Genomic DNA, 15,526 nt, shown 5'->3' on the forward strand with positions numbered 1-15,526 from the left:
AAAATAAATTTACTGGAAAGGTGAGCTCTGTAGCTAATTTGGCTGTAAATAAAGATGGATCCAACAAGATCAAAGTATTTCCGGTAGAAATATACCTGAATGAAACGCATGAGAACCTGTTACCCGGCTTAACGGTAAGTTGCCGGATCATTGTTGATAAACTTGAGGGCATGCTGTATATTCCTATTGAGGCAATTCATAATGAAGCCGGAAGAAATATTGTTTACAAGAAAATATCCGGCGGGTATGAAAAAGTCGAAGTGGAAACAGGAAGGAGTAATTCCGACTTTACCATTATTGCAAACGGATTGGAAGAAGGAGATGAGGTAGCTTTGATTGATCCGTTCTACGAGGCAAAAACCAATGGCGAATCTACTACTAATCAGGAAAATTGATCATGAAAACACACCACCATCTGTATCAAATATATTTATTCGTTTTATTTACCGCATTGTTCTTTCTTTCATGCGGAAATAAAGAGGATAGTGCTGATCATGATGAAAGCCTCTCAGGAGGAAAAACCATCATTGAATCGGGGACACTTGAGGCCATTAACAACAAACTCTTCATATTGCCCCGTTATTCCATGTATTGGTGGGAGATGAGGATTATCGGACTAGCCGAACACGGGACAATGGTCAGCGAGGGTGATTCAATCATACAGATAGATCCCGCAGAAGTCAATAAATTCATCCTCGAAAGAGAAACCAATCTTGAAACCCAAATAGCCAACCTTGAAAAATTATATGTTGATCAGGCCAATATAATCAGTGATCTGGAATCCAGAATCAGGGGTGAAACATCATCATTCAACCTGAAAAAGATCGAACTGGAATCATCACGTTTCGAAACGGAGCGTCAGCACTCCATCAAAAAACTCGAATTCAAACAGGCAGAAATTACACTCGCCAAGGAAAAACGTAAACTGGAACTCGCTAAGATCATCAACGAGAACAATATGAAGATACAGAAGATCAGGGTACGTCAAATAGAAAATGATCTGGAGGACTTCAAAAGGATTGTGCCGTTGCTCACCATTCGTACTCCCGTGGCCGGGGTGTTTCAACGTGGAAGGAACGTGCGTACCGGCAGTATGCTGAATGTAGGCGATATGGCTATGCCGAGCTACAGTATGGGAAACGTACCTGTGTTGAAGTGGATGAAGGTAAACACCTTTATCAATGAAAATGATTTTCTTAAGATAAAAGTAGGACAAAAGATGGCCGTACGTCTTGATGCTTTGCCTGAAGTCGTTTTCAAAGGTGAGATAGCTTATATAGGACGGCTTTGCCATCCCAGGGAATGGAACTCGCGTCAGAAAGTTTTCGATGTGGAGGTAAAAATGATGGAGCCTGATGAAAGGTTAAAACCTGGTATGACAGTAAGTTGTGAATTTTTAGCAGATAATTGATTATGCACTACAAGGAAAATATGCGTTTGGCAATCAGTGGACTGATTGAACACAAACTACGGTCGTTTCTAACCATGCTGGGTATTATTTTCGGGGTAGCATCGGTTATTGCCATGCTTTCAATAGGTGAAGGTGCTAAACGAGAAGCTATTGCAAAATACCAGGACCTGGGGGTGAACAACATCATTGTACGGGAGAAAAAGCTTTCGGAAACCGAACTTGAAGAGGTAAGGGCAAAGTTTTCCCCGGGATTGTCGCTAAAAGATGCCAATTCCATTAAAGAGGTCGTTCCGGGTATTGTGAAAATAGCTTCCCAGGCCGAAATAAGTACCGAAGTGAAATATGCCGACAAATCGGTAAAATCGACAGTTATAGGAGTTACTCCTAATTATTTGGAAATGATGAATTATAGGAGTAAGCAGGGTGACCTGATCAATGATCAACATTATGAAAGAAGGTTGAAAGTGTGTGTACTGGGAGCGGGTGTGGCAACCAGCTTGTTCGGATACGAGGATCCAGTAGGAAACATGATAAAGATAGAGGATCAATGGCTCGAAGTAATCGGAATACTCGAACCGAAAACTCTTTTTACCGAAACAGTAGGTGAATTGGCGGCAAGGGACCTGAATACCGATGTGTATGTACCTTTGTCCTCATTTCTTAACCGTTTCAACCGTGAATCTCCTCTTGCCAGTGAAATACAGCAGATCACTGCCCAGGTGGATAATTCGAATTACCTGCTGGAAGCTTCCAGGCTGATCAATGAAATATTGAAAAGACACCATTTCAATAATAGTGATTATAATATCGTAATTCCATTCGAACTGCTCAAACAGGAAGAAAAAGAACGGCAGATATACAATTTCTTGTTGGGTGCAATTGCTGCTATTTCATTGATAGTCGGTGGGATCGGCATCATGAATATCATGCTGGCAACCGTGATGGAACGAACACGCGAAATAGGGACGCGAAGGGCCATAGGCGCACGAAAAGCGGATATTAAAAGCCAATTTATATGTGAAGCGGTGGCTATAAGTATTGTGGGAGGGATTATAGGTGTAATACTTGGTGTTACACTCTCGCTGACAGTATCGCTGTTTACAGACATTACTACCTATGTGCGGTTGTATTCTGTTCTGATAGCATTTACTTTCTCAGTGATAGTAGGTATTAGTTTTGGTTATCTTCCTGCAAAAAATGCTGCCAACCTGAATCCGGTGGATTCTATGCGTTATGAATAAAAAGGCCATATTCACTTATAATTCCAGAATAATAATATGAAACCTTCATGGGTTAAAACCCGCCAAGAGTACGAATATAAAAATGAAGGTTCCATATGACCAAAAAACAATTTATATACATATGAAAAGAGTCATCCTTGCCGTCTGTATTTTAATCATTTCATTTCCTGCATTAAAATCACAAACCTACCACCTTTCGCTGGAAGAAAGTATTGAAATAGCCAAAAAGTTAAGCCATAGCATACAAAACCTGTTACAGGAAAAAATAATTGCTGAAAATGATTTGAAAGCAACCACAGCCCTGTTGCGTACCAATGTGAATATGAATTTCACCATTCCCCAGTTTACTGAAACCATACGTGAATGGGAGGACAGTACAGGTATCTCATTTTTTGCCGTAAAAACCCTGAGGGGTACGGGCAGGTTAAATATTTCACAACCCTTGCCCACAGATGGAACAATAACTCTTTCAACAGGATTGTCCTCCATCAACGACTATAATACGGACAAACGCGCCACTACTTTCAATACCCGCATCGGATTAAGCCAACCGCTCAATTCTTTTTGGGGATATAATACGATCAGGTCTGATCTCAAACGGGCACGGTTGAATTATGAACGTACCAATAAGGAATTGAAACGGGAGGAGTTGGATTTGATATATGTGGTCAGCAGTTCATATTACAGTCTTCTCATGTTACAAAAGGGGACTGAAATAGCACAGATGAACCTTGAAAGGCAAACCGAAGCCTATGAAATATCCAAGAATAAATACGAGGCCGGGCTGATACGTGAGGTGGAAAACCTTCAGATGGAAGTCGATCTGGCAGAAGCACAGAATAGTTATGATATATCGATCCAGGGACTTAAAGCTTCTACCAATTCTTTTAAACGATTGCTTGGTTTGGAACTGGATGCATTGGTTACCTTAAAAAGTGAATTGAACAGTTATATGATATATGAGGTTGATCCCGAAAAAGCAGTACGGATGGCAATACAAAACCGGCTGGAGATCAGGGATAGGGAAATACAGATAGAACTGCAGCAGTTACAGATCAAAAGACAGAAATCCCAGGGCAGGCCACAGGCCAGCCTGGAAGCATCATGGGAGAGGATAGGGGTGAGTAACCTGAATATATCCGAAGCTTTTTCTAATTCAGTCTCCCATTCGTGGGATGATCTCAAATATCGTCCATCCAATTATATGGTAGGGCTTACCCTGTATATACCTATTATTGACTGGGGTAGGAACAGGTCATTGATAAGGGCCGCCGAAGCGAGGCAAAAACAGAATTACCTCAATAAGACGGATCAGGAACGCAGTATAGAGGTGGAAGTACGTAATCTGGTGGCAGACATTCAGACTACATTGAAGCGTTTGCAATTGTTGGAAAAGAACATCAGCATTGCTGAAAAGAGTTATAACATAACCCTTAAACGTTATACCGACGGAGATATTGACAGTCAGGCGCTGGCATTGGAACGTAACCGCTTGAATTCAGCCCAGAGAAACCATTTACAAGCATTTGTCGACTATCAGTTGTTACTTTCCGACCTTACAAGAAAGACCTTTTATGATTTCCAGACCGATCATCCGATAGAATGAATTATAATATCAGATAATTCTCAATCCTGGGAGTGGGAATATATTATTTGATATATAAGTTACAGGTGCTACAAAATAATTTTATTCTTCACTGTCATGGATCGTCTCCATTAATATTGAAAAATATTATCTATCTTTGCCATGTATTGGTTCGGCCAATTCATCCGGATTGTCCGATTAAAAGGGAATCAGGTGCAAATCCTGAACAGACCCGCTACTGTAAATCCATTGCAACGTTTTGATATCCCCTGCCACTGTACCTTGTGTATGGGAAGGCCGTCAAAACGAGGATAAGTCAGGAGACCTACCAGTGCAAAATTTTGTAAAAAGCTTTCGCGGATAAAAGCTGATAATTGAATGATCATAAAACACTTTAAACCTTTCCCTTTTTCACTGGGAGCGCAAAACCCACTGGTAAATGATGCCGGATAAATTATTTATCGGGAATGTAATCCTCTGTCTGGTGTTTCTTTTGTTTGCCCTACCTGTCCGGGGACAAACTGATGACGATGTTATTACCACGCAGGACAGCATAGCGGTAGTTACTATTACCGGCGAACGGTTATCGTATGATTTGTCCTCGCCCACACCTGTGCAAAGCCTTAGGGGAAAGGCTTTGGAACGTGTCAATAGCCTGTCGGTAGCCGATGCCGTACGTTATTTTTCCGGAATGCAGGTAAAGGACTATGGGGGAATAGGAGGGTTGAAAACCGTGAACATCCGTAGTATGGGATCCCAGCATGTAGGAGTATTCTATGATGGCATACAACTGGGAAACGCGCAGAACGGCGTAATCGATCTGGGTAAATTTTCACTGGATAATATGGAGGCCATTGATATGTACAATGCACAGAAAAGTGATATTTTCCAGTCGGCAAAGGATTTTGGTTCGGCAGGAACTATTTACATGACATCCGTCAAACCCGCTTTCAGGGAAGGGGAGAAAACCAAAATAAAAGTACAAAACCGCACTGCTCTTTTTGAAGGGACCAGATCACCTCTTATATATGGGCTTACTAATCCTTCTGTCCTCTGGCAACAAAAGCTGGGGGATAATGTAAGCGGGTCTTTTAGCGCGGAATACACCAATTCCAACGGGAAATACCGGTTCGAAGATGTTGTATACAGCAATAACGGCAGTGTTGCCTATGATACGGTGGAAATACGGCAAAAAAGCGATATCGGGTCTTTCCGTGCAGAGGCCGGACTGAGCGGTACTATCACCGGCGGGGAATGGAATTCCAAACTTTACTTTTACGATTCGGAGAGGGGAATTCCGGGTCCTACCGTCAGGGAAGTATCCTGGCGCGACCAAAGGATGTGGGACCGTAACTTTTTCGTACAGTCCTCTTTCCGGAAAAAAATCGGGGAACGATATGATTTCAAGGTAAATGGAAAATATGCTTATGACTATACGCGTTTCATGAGCCAGGATCCGGCGCTCAAATATTATGACAACCGCTATAAGCAGCAGGAACTCTATCTTTCATTGATCAACCTGTACCGGATCTTTCCTGTATGGAAAGTCAACCTTTCCACCGATTTCCAGTACAACCGAATGTATGCCAACCTGGAGAATTTTTCAGAACCACAAAGGTATACCACTTTGGTGGCATTGGCCACATCGTTAGATCTTGACCGATTAAACCTGCAAGCCAGCGTATTGGGTAATATTGTCAGGGAAAAAGTAAAGATGAATGCCGCTTCTCCTGATAAAAATGTCTTTACACCTGCATTTTTCGCATCATACAAGCCGTTCAAAAAAGAAAGCTTCTATATACGGGCTTTTTATAAAAAGATATTCCGTATGCCGACCTTCAATGATTTGTATTATACCTTGATAGGGAACAGCGCATTGAAACCGGAACTTGCCGTACAATATAATGCCGGTATCACTGGCGAACGTTTCTTTAACCATCCTTTTTTTTACCGGGTAAGTATCTCTGCCGACGGATATTACAATGAAATCAAAAACAAGATAGTGGCTTTCCCCGGAGGACAGCAATTCCGCTGGACCATGCTTAATTTAGGTAAAGTAGAGATAAAAGGAATAGATATCTCGATCGATGCTACCTGCCGGATCGGCCAGCTGTACATTACCCCGCGGTTATCGTATACCCACCAGAAAGCCATTGATGTGACCGATCCCACCGATAATTATTACAGGGATCAGATACCCTATACTCCTTGGCATGACGGCTCGGTAACCCTTAACCTGCTTTACAGGACATGGAACCTGAATTATAGTTTCATTTATGTCGGTGAGAGATATGACAGTCCGGCCAATATAAGGGAGAATTACCTCCAGCCGTGGTATACCCATGATATGTCCGTAACAAAGGATATTGAATGGAGTAAGGTCCGGTTTAAAATTACCGCTGAAGTAAATAACCTGCTGAATCAGTACTATGCGGTAATTCTCAATTATCCCATGCCGGGACGTAATTACAGGTTAACCCTTACATTAAATATCTGATTTTATACCCTCCTCATGAGCAAAAATCCGTAAATATGTATGAACGAAGTTAATAAAGGCCTGTATGTTCCATTTGGACTTAAATAATACAAATTAAGCACTCAGTGCTATTTGTTGTTTTCTTAAGTCGCATTGATCAAATGGATTACATTCAGAAAACATAACATTAATTGTTTTATATTACTTATATTCAAATGAAATTGGAAAACGATAAAACAAAAAGGGATGAAGTGTATTCCGGAAAAAGCTATCCGGACCTACTTTCTGACATTATGAACATTCCTACTTTCCGACTTATTCCAATGAAAAGGCCAGGAATAATTATCGGGATCATTACAGGTTTATTATTTGTCTTTTCTACTTATTCATGCAGGAAAGACGAAACTATTCCCGAACCGGACCCAATTGTAGTGGATACGACCCAAAGTGAAATAACTGCCGTTAAAGGTTTTTATTTACTGAATGAAGGGAATATGGGGAGTAACAAAGCCTCTCTCGACTATTATGATTATGCCACGAAAACATATACGAAAAATATTTATGGTTCTGTAAATCCGGCCATTGTCAGGTTAGGGGATGTGGGTAACGATTTACAGATTTATGGCAACCGGTTGTATGCGGTAATCAATTGTTCGAATCTGGTAGAAGTGATGGATGTGGCTACGACCAAGAGTATCACAAATTTCAAGCTGGATAACTGCCGGTATATTACTTTTCATGATGGAAAAGCTTATGTCAGTTCATATGTCGCGCCGGTTGAATTCAATCCCGAAGCCCAGCCCGGTATTGTAGCGGAATTCGATACCGTAACTTACCGGATGTTACGTAGTGTCACAGTAGGTTATCAACCTGAAGAAATGGCAATTGTGGGAAATAAACTATATGTGGCTAATTCCGGAGGGTATCGGTTTCCCGACTATGATAATACTATATCTGTTATCGATCTGAATACTTTTACGGTTTCCCATAGCATAGAAGTGGCCTATAATCTTCATCATTTAAAAGTCGATTCCGAAGGTGATTTATATGTAAGTTCCCGCGGTGATTATTATGATATTGCCTCTAATTTATTAGTTATAGATACAAAAACCGATAAAATAAAGAAATCGTTCGGTATACCTGCCTCTAATATGTGTGTAAACGGCGATTCCCTATATGTATATAGTGTGGAATGGAATTATAATTCCGGGAAAAATACAGTTACATATGCAATTATTGATACTAAAACGGAAGAAATAGTCAGCCGCAATTTCATTACCGACGGAACGGATGAAGAAATCAAAATACCATATGGACTGGCTATTGATCCTATATCAAAAGATATTTATGTAACAGATGCCAAAAATTATGTTACCCCCGGTACACTCTATTGTTTCGATAGGGAAGGAAAAAAGAAATGGAGTGTAACTACGGGTGATATTCCCGCACATATTGCTTTTGTAACGGAATAAAAGTTGTTATTTGTATTGCGATAGTAATTTTTCCAGTTCACTGTTTTCTCCCTGATAGAGCATAGAAGAAGGCCTGTCACATTTATTATTGACAATTTTCCCTTCTTTATCGATCAGTACATAATGTGGTATTCCTTCCACATTATATGCCTTGCAGGCCGGATGTTTCGTCCATCCTTCGGCAATCAGGTTTACTCCTTTCAGTTGGTATTGTTCTACAGCTTGCCGCCATTGGGGTTCTTTCGAATCTACACATACATAAATGAACACAATATCTCCTGTACCGTATTTTTGCTGAAATTCTTCCTTCGAATTTTGAAATTCGTAAATGCATGGGCCACATCCCCGTCCCCAAAAGTCCATATAAACGATTTTTCCCCGGAAGTCTGAAAGCCGGACCATCTTCCCATCCACGTTTTTCAGCTCAAAATCAGGTGCGGGTTGTCCGGGAGCAAGAAGTAGCGCCTGCTGGTATTTTGGGGTCAATATGGAGAGATATTCTTTGGATTCACATATATTGAGAAAATCATGATACAACGAATCAACATCTTTTAAAGGCTGATAAGTCAGGGCCGAATGGATCATACTGGACAGATACCAATCCCGGATCGGTGGTACAGGTTCCAATGATTCCTTCCCGAAAATATAACGTTCGGATAAGGAAGTATATCTATTAATATAGTTAGAATCATCCTGCTCAGGATAACCTATGCTCCAGGAAAAAGTCTTTTTACTCTGATTACGGAGATAATTTTCCAGGAAATCACGATATTCAGGTACTGTACGAAAAGTCCTGTAATCTAATAATTGATAATTAGGAACACTGTTTTTGATCGTATCTGTAGTATTCCCGTTTGTAGTAATGCTGGTAAGAGACATTCGCGGATAATCACAATGTATTTCCGGAAGTATTCCGTCTATTCCTGCAGCTATCCTGGCAACTTCGAAATAAGCACCATCCTGAAATTTACGAAGGAAAGGGAAAGTTCCTTTTTCCGTTTCGAAAGTACGGATAAGGTTTATTTTTTTATCATAATATTCATTCAATTGGTCTGATTTTTCTTTGGGGGATTTCTGACGGTCATAGGCAAGGCCTGAATTTTTCAGGAAATCTTTCCTGAAGTTTCGGTATATCCTGAGACATAAGTCCAATTCTTTATTCCTTGCCTCGGTTGTTCCCTTTATTTCAAGTGTTTCGATTTGCCTATGCCCGTCGAATGATACTTGAATCTTATCACCCGGAAAAGAGAATATTGTAATTGCGTCGTTGCCTAAGTAGAGATAAATATCCTGCACATCGGTGACCGGAATTGCTTTTTCAAAAGATCCGTCTTCCTTGACAGGTATCTCAAAACCTTCATTGGATAAATACCCTGTTACGGCTAATTGCCATGATTTCATGTCAGTAGGCTTATTCAATACCTTTCCGGCAATTATAAATTCACCTTCGCCAAGCCACTCTTTCAAAGGGTAATTGCTTTTAGTTTGAGCAAGAATACTACCGTCACAAAACAGGAAAAAACAGAAAAGAAATAATAATGTTCTCATAATACGGCTTTTTGTTTAAATAATTGTAAAAACAAAGGTAACAATTTATTATCAAAATCTGTATTGGGTTGTAGTAAAATATATTTTGAAAAATACTGAATAGGAATATAAAAAGCGGTATATTTGCCACAGTTTTGGTGAAGATAGATCCCATCCGGGATCATCTTTGAAAAGGGAATCAGGTGCAAGTCCTGAACAGACCCGCTGCTGTAAGCTCTGTAAGCCGAAGCCTGAACTCAAGTCACTGTTGATATACTCAATGGGAAGACAAGGCTGAGGAAGAGTAAGTCAGAAGACCTGCCGGAACATGAATCATAATTCATAGCTTTCGTGGAATAGAGCTGTAATGTAAATGCCAATGTTAAAAAAGTATTTCCATTTATTTCTTTCTTGTTCGGTGGCTGTGGGTAGCAAACTCACAATCCATGGATATTATTGAAAATTCTCAATACCGCACCCATTTTCTGTGTATCTATAACCTGTCTTTATTTACGGCATGTATTGTTTTCGGCTGCCTATTGCTACTTATTTTTTATTGAAATTTAATACCAGACTAAATATGAAAAAAGTATGTTATTTGTTATTGATTGTATCTTTCTTTCTCTCCTGTAAAGATGAGGAGAAAAACGAAATACCGGTATTGTCGGCTGATCCTGTCGAATTAAATTTTTCCGGTGAAGGCGGCCGTAAGAGTTTCCAGATTACTTCCAACACAAACTGGGTCATCGATTGTTCTTCCGGTTGGTCTACTTCTCACACGGAAGGAGAAGGAAATGCTGAGATCTTTGTTACTGCTTCGGAAAATCCATTAACCAGCATTCTTACAGGGAAAATAACCATTATGGCAGAAGGTTTATCCCCTGTAGAAATACAACTGGAACAGTTAGGTTCAGCCCCGAGTATACTGGCATCTCCGGAAGAAATCAACATCCCGGCCGGGAAAAGAACGGTTGAAATAGAAGTTACCGCTAATATTGATTACGAATATTCTGTCAGTGAAAACTGGTTATGGGTACTTTCTCTTGAAAATAACCTTTTGAAAATAGAAATTGATGAGCATACGGGTATAGGATCCCGTACTGCCAACATTATCCTTTCCGGTGAAGGAGATGTTGAAAAGGTGATTCCTGTTGTACAGGAAGGTCTATCTGATGGCATAAGGGCAGTAAGAGGTAATTCTCAAATCATTGGAATGGAAGCTACAGAAGTTACTATTCTGATCGAATCATCCGATGAATGTGACATCACTTTTAATGATGGTTTGGATTGGCTCACTTTTTCACAAGAAAAATCGGGCAGGGAAGGTCATCTGCATTCTTTCGTTTTTGATGTCTCAGAATATTCAGCCAGTAAACAACGACGTATATCTGTAACATTTACCCAAAAAACACGCCCCGATTTAAATGTCACTGTAGATGTATTACAAAATGGTTCCGCACTGCTTCCTCAGATCATACTTCCCAGCATTCCGGAGGGGGGATTCGAATTTAATATTCGTCAATGGATACGCATTAATGCGGAGGTAACAGGTGCAGAAGCCGGTACTATAGAGTGGTCGTTAGACGGATATCCGGTTTCTACCGGAAATGAATTGATGCATGTCATGTCAGTTCCCGGAAATTATATGTTCAGGATCACAGCCAATAACGAACACGGTGAAAATTTTGAAGATATACCTATAGCTATTCATTATAAAACTTATGAAAATAATGTGACCAGGATTTTTGATTTTCTTCCTGCTCCGGGACAGTTCACCAATGATTTACCGGAATGGAAAGAAGGTGATACCCAGGAAGACATGAACATAAAAGCCCTGAATGCCATTAGGAATGAGGCTGTTTCATTGGGAGGTTTTGGTGGTTATGTGGTCATGGGATTCGACCATGTACTGTTGAATTCCAAAGGGGCTTATGACTTTCGTATAAAGGGAAATGCGTTATCTACCTGGTCGGAACCGGGCATTATTATGGTTTCTTACGATGCCAATGCTAATGGACTTCCGGATGATGAATGGTTTGAAATTGCCGGATCGGCTTATCATTCTTCTTCAACCATTAAAGATTATGAAATTACGTACACATTAGCAGAAACAGATCCGGAAATGTTGATTACCTGGACAGATAACCGGAACGGTTCGGGTGAGATCAGGAAAAATCCTTATCACAGTCAGGGTTATTTTCCGGAATGGCTTACCCGGAAAAGTTATACACTGAAAGGAACGAAATTAACCAATGAAAATGTATATGATACTTCCGGAAACGGAAGTTATTGGGTAAGTATGCCATTTGAATACGGATATGTCGATAATTGCATGGAAATCCACGAGTGCTCAAAGATAAAACTAGATTGGGCTGTTGACAAGAACGGGGATCATGTGAAATTAAAAGGGGTCGATTTTATCCGGGTACATACCGGAATCAATGCACTGGCAGGATGGCTGGGTGAAGTCTCAACCGAGATTTATGGATTTGAGGAGTTTAATATCGATTAAGTAAATAACTAAAAATAAATAATTTAATAATAAAAGAAGATGAAAAAATATCTATTGACATGCTTGGTATCTTTAATGGTCGTTCTGAACGGATGTTACAAAGATGACATTGATGATCTGAATGATAAATACGACAAACTTTCCGGAGAACAGCAGGCTTTACAGGAAGAACAACAGAGGCAGGCTGAGTTGCTGAAAAATTACCAGGCATTATTGAATGCCCTGAATCAAAAACTGACCGTAACAGGTTTTTCCGAAACAACTGAGGGGTACCTGATCACTTTTTCCGATGGAAGCACCATGGAGGTAAAACACGGTAATGTCGGGCAGGATGGAGTTGACGGTACAGATGGACAAAGTGGAATTGATGGAACTAATGGACAGGATGGCACATCTGCTCCTGTTATCACTTCCATCAAGCAAATAGGAAACCAACTGGTATTCTTTTTCAGTGATGGTTCCACCATACGTATTTCCATGTTTCCGACTGATTTCAGTAAAGGAACTTTTATTTTGAATGAAGGAAATATGTCCAATGAAACGGGTAAACTCACCTATATCGATCCTTACGGTGTGATTTATGACAGTGCGTATATAAAAGTAAACGGAAGCAAACTGGGAAATGTATGCCAGGATATGTTCATCTATAAAGATAAAATGTACATTATGTCCCAGAACGGGAAAAATGACGGGAGATTAGTTATTGCAGATGCCAAAACATTAAAAAAAGAACAAGGCTTTGATGCTGAAATCTCCGTTACATGGCCTACTCATGTTGCCGTGACTTCTTATGATAACATTTATATCCGTAGTAATAACGGGATCCACCGTTTTAACCCCCAGACATCGACATTGACAGCTATCAGCGGCTCTTCAGGAGCAGCCAAAAACAGGATGGTAGTTGTAAATGATAAGGTATTCGCATTTGCATCCAGTTCAATACTTGTACTACAGGATGGAAACGATGCTGTAATACAGACGGTTGACTTGGGACAAACTATTACAGGGATCATTCCTTCCAATGATGGTAAAATATGGGTTTCCTGTTCTGGTTCTCCATCCCTGATCATCAGGTTTGATCCGGATACTTACAATATTATCGATCAGCATCAGATTTCCGAAATCAGTATCGGAGCAGGATGGGGTGCTTCTCCGGCTATTTCGGCAAAAGATGACACCCTGTATTTCAGTAATGCTTCATTTATTATTTACAGGCATGTATTCTCAACCAACGAAACCACATTAATGGGAGATGTAAGGGATTGGGTTGCGGGTGTTACTGTTGTTTATAACAACCTTGCCGTGCATCCTACAACGGGAAATGTATATTTCAACAGTATCAAGTCGTATGCTACCTATAACACGGATAGTTACATCAGTGTCTTTAATTTCAATAAAACAGAAAAACTGGTGAATAATTATAAAGGCTATACAAGTTTTCCTGCAGGAATTTATTTCCCGGAAAATTATAATTAAAAAACATCCCGGCTGTATCATTGCAGCCGGGATGTTTTTACTTCAATTAGTAGTATTGATCCCTTAGTAAAAATACCATCAATTAGGACTCAATGGAAGGTGTAATTCGCTAAATACCAGAAATAAGTTTTGATTGATCGTATTTTGGATCAAATAATGATCAATGATTTGTTTTAAAGATGAGAATTCTTCTTTTGTAAGAGCAATGTTGAACGGCATTTTCCCGATAGCCAGATAAACATCTTTTGCGAATCCTTTGCTTCTGTTTTGGATGGAATAATGTTCAACATCCACGATATCCAGATAGTTACGAAACTCCTTTAATTCTTCCATTGTTTGAAAATGTAAAAGGAGATTTTCCATCTCAAGGTGTATTCTGGAGCAGGATTTACAAGTAAAAATTCTCATCATTCATAAAAATTAAGCACTCAGTGCTATTTATTGTTTTCTTAAGTCTCATTGATCAAATGGATTACGTTCAGTAAATATGACATTAATTGTTTTTTACTTAAAAGAGGCTGTCCAAAAAGTCCAAAACAACGGCTTAACCTTTAGCTCGACGAAGTCAACTAAGCGAGCCCTTCTCAACGAAGTTAATTGCAAATTAAGCTGAACGAACTCTTTTAAGAATTATTGAAAATTTGCTACGGTTACCTTGTTCATCACAAAGAACCTTTCTACCTTTGACAACTAATTGCAATCTTCCACAAAATATTGCCCCAATGAAAATAGCAATACATAAAACAGGAAATGATTATCCCTATCGTCTGCTGTTGCAGGCTGATGAAACGAGGGAATCGATAAATAAATACCTTTTTGATTCGGAGGTTTATGTAGTACGGTTTCCACAGGAGGAGGAACCGGCCGGTGTGTTTTGCTTGTACCGGGTTGATGAAAGCACTGTTGAGTTGAAAAACATAGCGGTTGATGAGCCGTACCGGGGGATGGGCACTGGAAGCCGGCTGATTGAGGAGATTGCAGTGATTGCCGCGATGAACGGATACAAAGAGATTATTGTCGGCACCGGCACGGAAGATTGTGCGCCGGCACTGATTCGATTCTATGAGCGAAACGGTTTCCACAAATCGGGGCTGCGTGAGAATTTCTTTATTGACAATTTCCCTGAACCGATCTATGAAAACGGTGTTCTGCTCAAGGATATGCAAATACTGAGTAGGATTGTTGAGTGATCGAATAAACAAAGATTGTCTCGCCGTTTTGAGACATTCAGGCTTTTCACTCCCTTTATATCGTTTAAAATTCTTCCTTTAATTGCTTAACCCACTGATTGATGCGTTCATCCGTGAGATGGCTCTCATTGTCTTCATCAATGACTAAGCCAACGAATCGGTTATCGACAACAGCTTCTGAAGAATCGAACGAATATCCTTCAGTACTTACAAAGCCGATCACTTTTGTCTTATTTTTGACAGACTGGTATATTTTTCCCAAGGCGTCGCAAAAGGAATCAGGATACGATGATGCATCCCCACATCCGAATAAAGCTACTTTCTTATTTTTTAAATCGGCAGAAGATAATGTGCCGATAAAACCTTCCCAGTCATCCTGTAAATCACCGACACCCCAGGTTGAACTACCCAGAAGCAAAATATCATAAGCATCCAGATCACTGCTTTTTGCATTTGATACATCATAGATATCCTGATGTTCAACTCCAAGCTTATTAGCTATTTTTCCGGCAATTTCCTGGGTAGTCCCGTTGGAAGAGCCATAAAAGATTCCTATTTTACTCATATTATATTACGGTTTAATTAAAATGTAAAATTATCGATAGGAAAAAAATCCTGCAATCCCTATTTATAGGT

The 15,526-nt window shown here is 40.0% G+C and carries 12 protein-coding genes and 2 riboswitches; of the genes, 9 read left to right on the top strand and 3 right to left on the bottom strand.

Features of this window, described 5'->3' with window-relative positions; translation table 11 throughout:
- The 6 genes from LBQ60_21355 to LBQ60_21380 all read left to right on the top strand — a co-directional run.
- A partial coding sequence (locus LBQ60_21355; protein MDR2040471.1) for an efflux RND transporter periplasmic adaptor subunit occupies positions 1-395 on the top strand: 395 nt, incomplete at its 5' end.
- A 2-nt stretch (positions 396-397) separates the two neighbouring features.
- Positions 398-1,411 (top strand): efflux RND transporter periplasmic adaptor subunit, encoded by a 1,014-nt coding sequence (locus tag LBQ60_21360; protein ID MDR2040472.1) that lies wholly within the window; start codon positions 398-400, stop codon positions 1,409-1,411.
- Between the two features lie 2 nt (positions 1,412-1,413).
- The gene (locus LBQ60_21365; GenBank protein MDR2040473.1) at positions 1,414-2,652 is read left to right on the top strand and encodes an ABC transporter permease; all 1,239 of its coding nucleotides are present in this window, start codon (positions 1,414-1,416) and stop codon (positions 2,650-2,652) included.
- A 121-nt stretch (positions 2,653-2,773) separates the two neighbouring features.
- Positions 2,774-4,258, top strand: coding sequence for a TolC family protein (locus tag LBQ60_21370; protein MDR2040474.1), 1,485 nt, complete (start codon positions 2,774-2,776; stop codon positions 4,256-4,258).
- Positions 4,259-4,388: 130 nt separating this feature from the next.
- Positions 4,389-4,585: riboswitch (cobalamin riboswitch) on the top strand.
- Positions 4,586-4,676: 91 nt separating this feature from the next.
- Positions 4,677-6,734, top strand: a complete 2,058-nt coding sequence (locus LBQ60_21375; GenBank protein MDR2040475.1) for a TonB-dependent receptor — start codon at positions 4,677-4,679, stop codon at positions 6,732-6,734.
- A gap of 317 nt (positions 6,735-7,051) precedes the next feature.
- The gene (locus LBQ60_21380) at positions 7,052-8,185 is read left to right on the top strand and encodes a YncE family protein (protein MDR2040476.1); all 1,134 of its coding nucleotides are present in this window, start codon (positions 7,052-7,054) and stop codon (positions 8,183-8,185) included.
- Positions 8,186-8,191: 6 nt separating this feature from the next.
- Here the strand turns inward: LBQ60_21380 and LBQ60_21385 are convergent, their stop codons facing one another.
- Positions 8,192-9,733 (bottom strand): TlpA family protein disulfide reductase, encoded by a 1,542-nt coding sequence (locus LBQ60_21385; protein MDR2040477.1) that lies wholly within the window; start codon positions 9,731-9,733, stop codon positions 8,192-8,194.
- A 118-nt stretch (positions 9,734-9,851) separates the two neighbouring features.
- Positions 9,852-10,053: riboswitch (cobalamin riboswitch) on the top strand.
- 239 nt (positions 10,054-10,292) lie between these two features.
- On the opposite strand from LBQ60_21385, the gene LBQ60_21390 reads away from it, so the two are divergent.
- Both LBQ60_21390 and LBQ60_21395 read left to right on the top strand, forming a co-directional pair.
- Positions 10,293-12,224, top strand: coding sequence for a hypothetical protein (locus tag LBQ60_21390; GenBank protein ID MDR2040478.1), 1,932 nt, complete (start codon positions 10,293-10,295; stop codon positions 12,222-12,224).
- 39 nt (positions 12,225-12,263) lie between these two features.
- Positions 12,264-13,700, top strand: a complete 1,437-nt coding sequence (locus tag LBQ60_21395) for a DUF5074 domain-containing protein (protein ID MDR2040479.1) — start codon at positions 12,264-12,266, stop codon at positions 13,698-13,700.
- Between the two features lie 78 nt (positions 13,701-13,778).
- On the opposite strand, the gene LBQ60_21400 is transcribed toward LBQ60_21395, so the two are convergent.
- Complete coding sequence (locus LBQ60_21400; GenBank protein ID MDR2040480.1) at positions 13,779-14,033, bottom strand: hypothetical protein; 255 nt, start codon at positions 14,031-14,033, stop codon at positions 13,779-13,781.
- Between the two features lie 389 nt (positions 14,034-14,422).
- On the opposite strand from LBQ60_21400, the gene LBQ60_21405 reads away from it, so the two are divergent.
- Positions 14,423-14,890 carry a GNAT family N-acetyltransferase gene (locus LBQ60_21405; GenBank protein MDR2040481.1) on the top strand — a complete coding sequence of 156 codons (468 nt, stop codon included), beginning with the start codon at positions 14,423-14,425 and terminating at the stop codon, positions 14,888-14,890.
- Between the two features lie 64 nt (positions 14,891-14,954).
- Here the strand turns inward: LBQ60_21405 and LBQ60_21410 are convergent, their stop codons facing one another.
- On the bottom strand, positions 14,955-15,455 hold the full coding sequence (locus LBQ60_21410; protein MDR2040482.1) for a flavodoxin: 501 nt from the start codon (positions 15,453-15,455) through the stop codon (positions 14,955-14,957).
- Positions 15,456-15,526 lie beyond the last annotated feature (71 nt).

It is taken from the genome of Bacteroidales bacterium (genome assembly GCA_031275285.1).
Taxonomy (GTDB): Bacteria; Bacteroidota; Bacteroidia; order Bacteroidales; family UBA4181; genus JAIRLS01.

Excerpts from the sequence above, each read along its gene's own strand:
- LBQ60_21390 (MDR2040478.1), top strand. The coding sequence starts at position 10,293 with ATGAAAAAAGTATGTTATTTGTTATTGATTGTATCTTTCTTTCTCTCC.
- LBQ60_21395 (MDR2040479.1), top strand. The coding sequence starts at position 12,264 with ATGAAAAAATATCTATTGACATGCTTGGTATCTTTAATGGTCGTTCTG.
- LBQ60_21365 (MDR2040473.1), top strand. The coding sequence starts at position 1,414 with ATGCACTACAAGGAAAATATGCGTTTGGCAATCAGTGGACTGATTGAA.
- LBQ60_21405 (MDR2040481.1), top strand. The coding sequence starts at position 14,423 with ATGAAAATAGCAATACATAAAACAGGAAATGATTATCCCTATCGTCTG.
- LBQ60_21375 (MDR2040475.1), top strand. The coding sequence starts at position 4,677 with ATGATGCCGGATAAATTATTTATCGGGAATGTAATCCTCTGTCTGGTG.
- LBQ60_21360 (MDR2040472.1), top strand. The coding sequence starts at position 398 with ATGAAAACACACCACCATCTGTATCAAATATATTTATTCGTTTTATTT.
- LBQ60_21410 (MDR2040482.1), bottom strand. The coding sequence starts at position 15,455 with ATGAGTAAAATAGGAATCTTTTATGGCTCTTCCAACGGGACTACCCAG.
- LBQ60_21400 (MDR2040480.1), bottom strand. The coding sequence starts at position 14,033 with ATGGAAGAATTAAAGGAGTTTCGTAACTATCTGGATATCGTGGATGTT.
- LBQ60_21370 (MDR2040474.1), top strand. The coding sequence starts at position 2,774 with ATGAAAAGAGTCATCCTTGCCGTCTGTATTTTAATCATTTCATTTCCT.
- LBQ60_21385 (MDR2040477.1), bottom strand. The coding sequence starts at position 9,733 with ATGAGAACATTATTATTTCTTTTCTGTTTTTTCCTGTTTTGTGACGGT.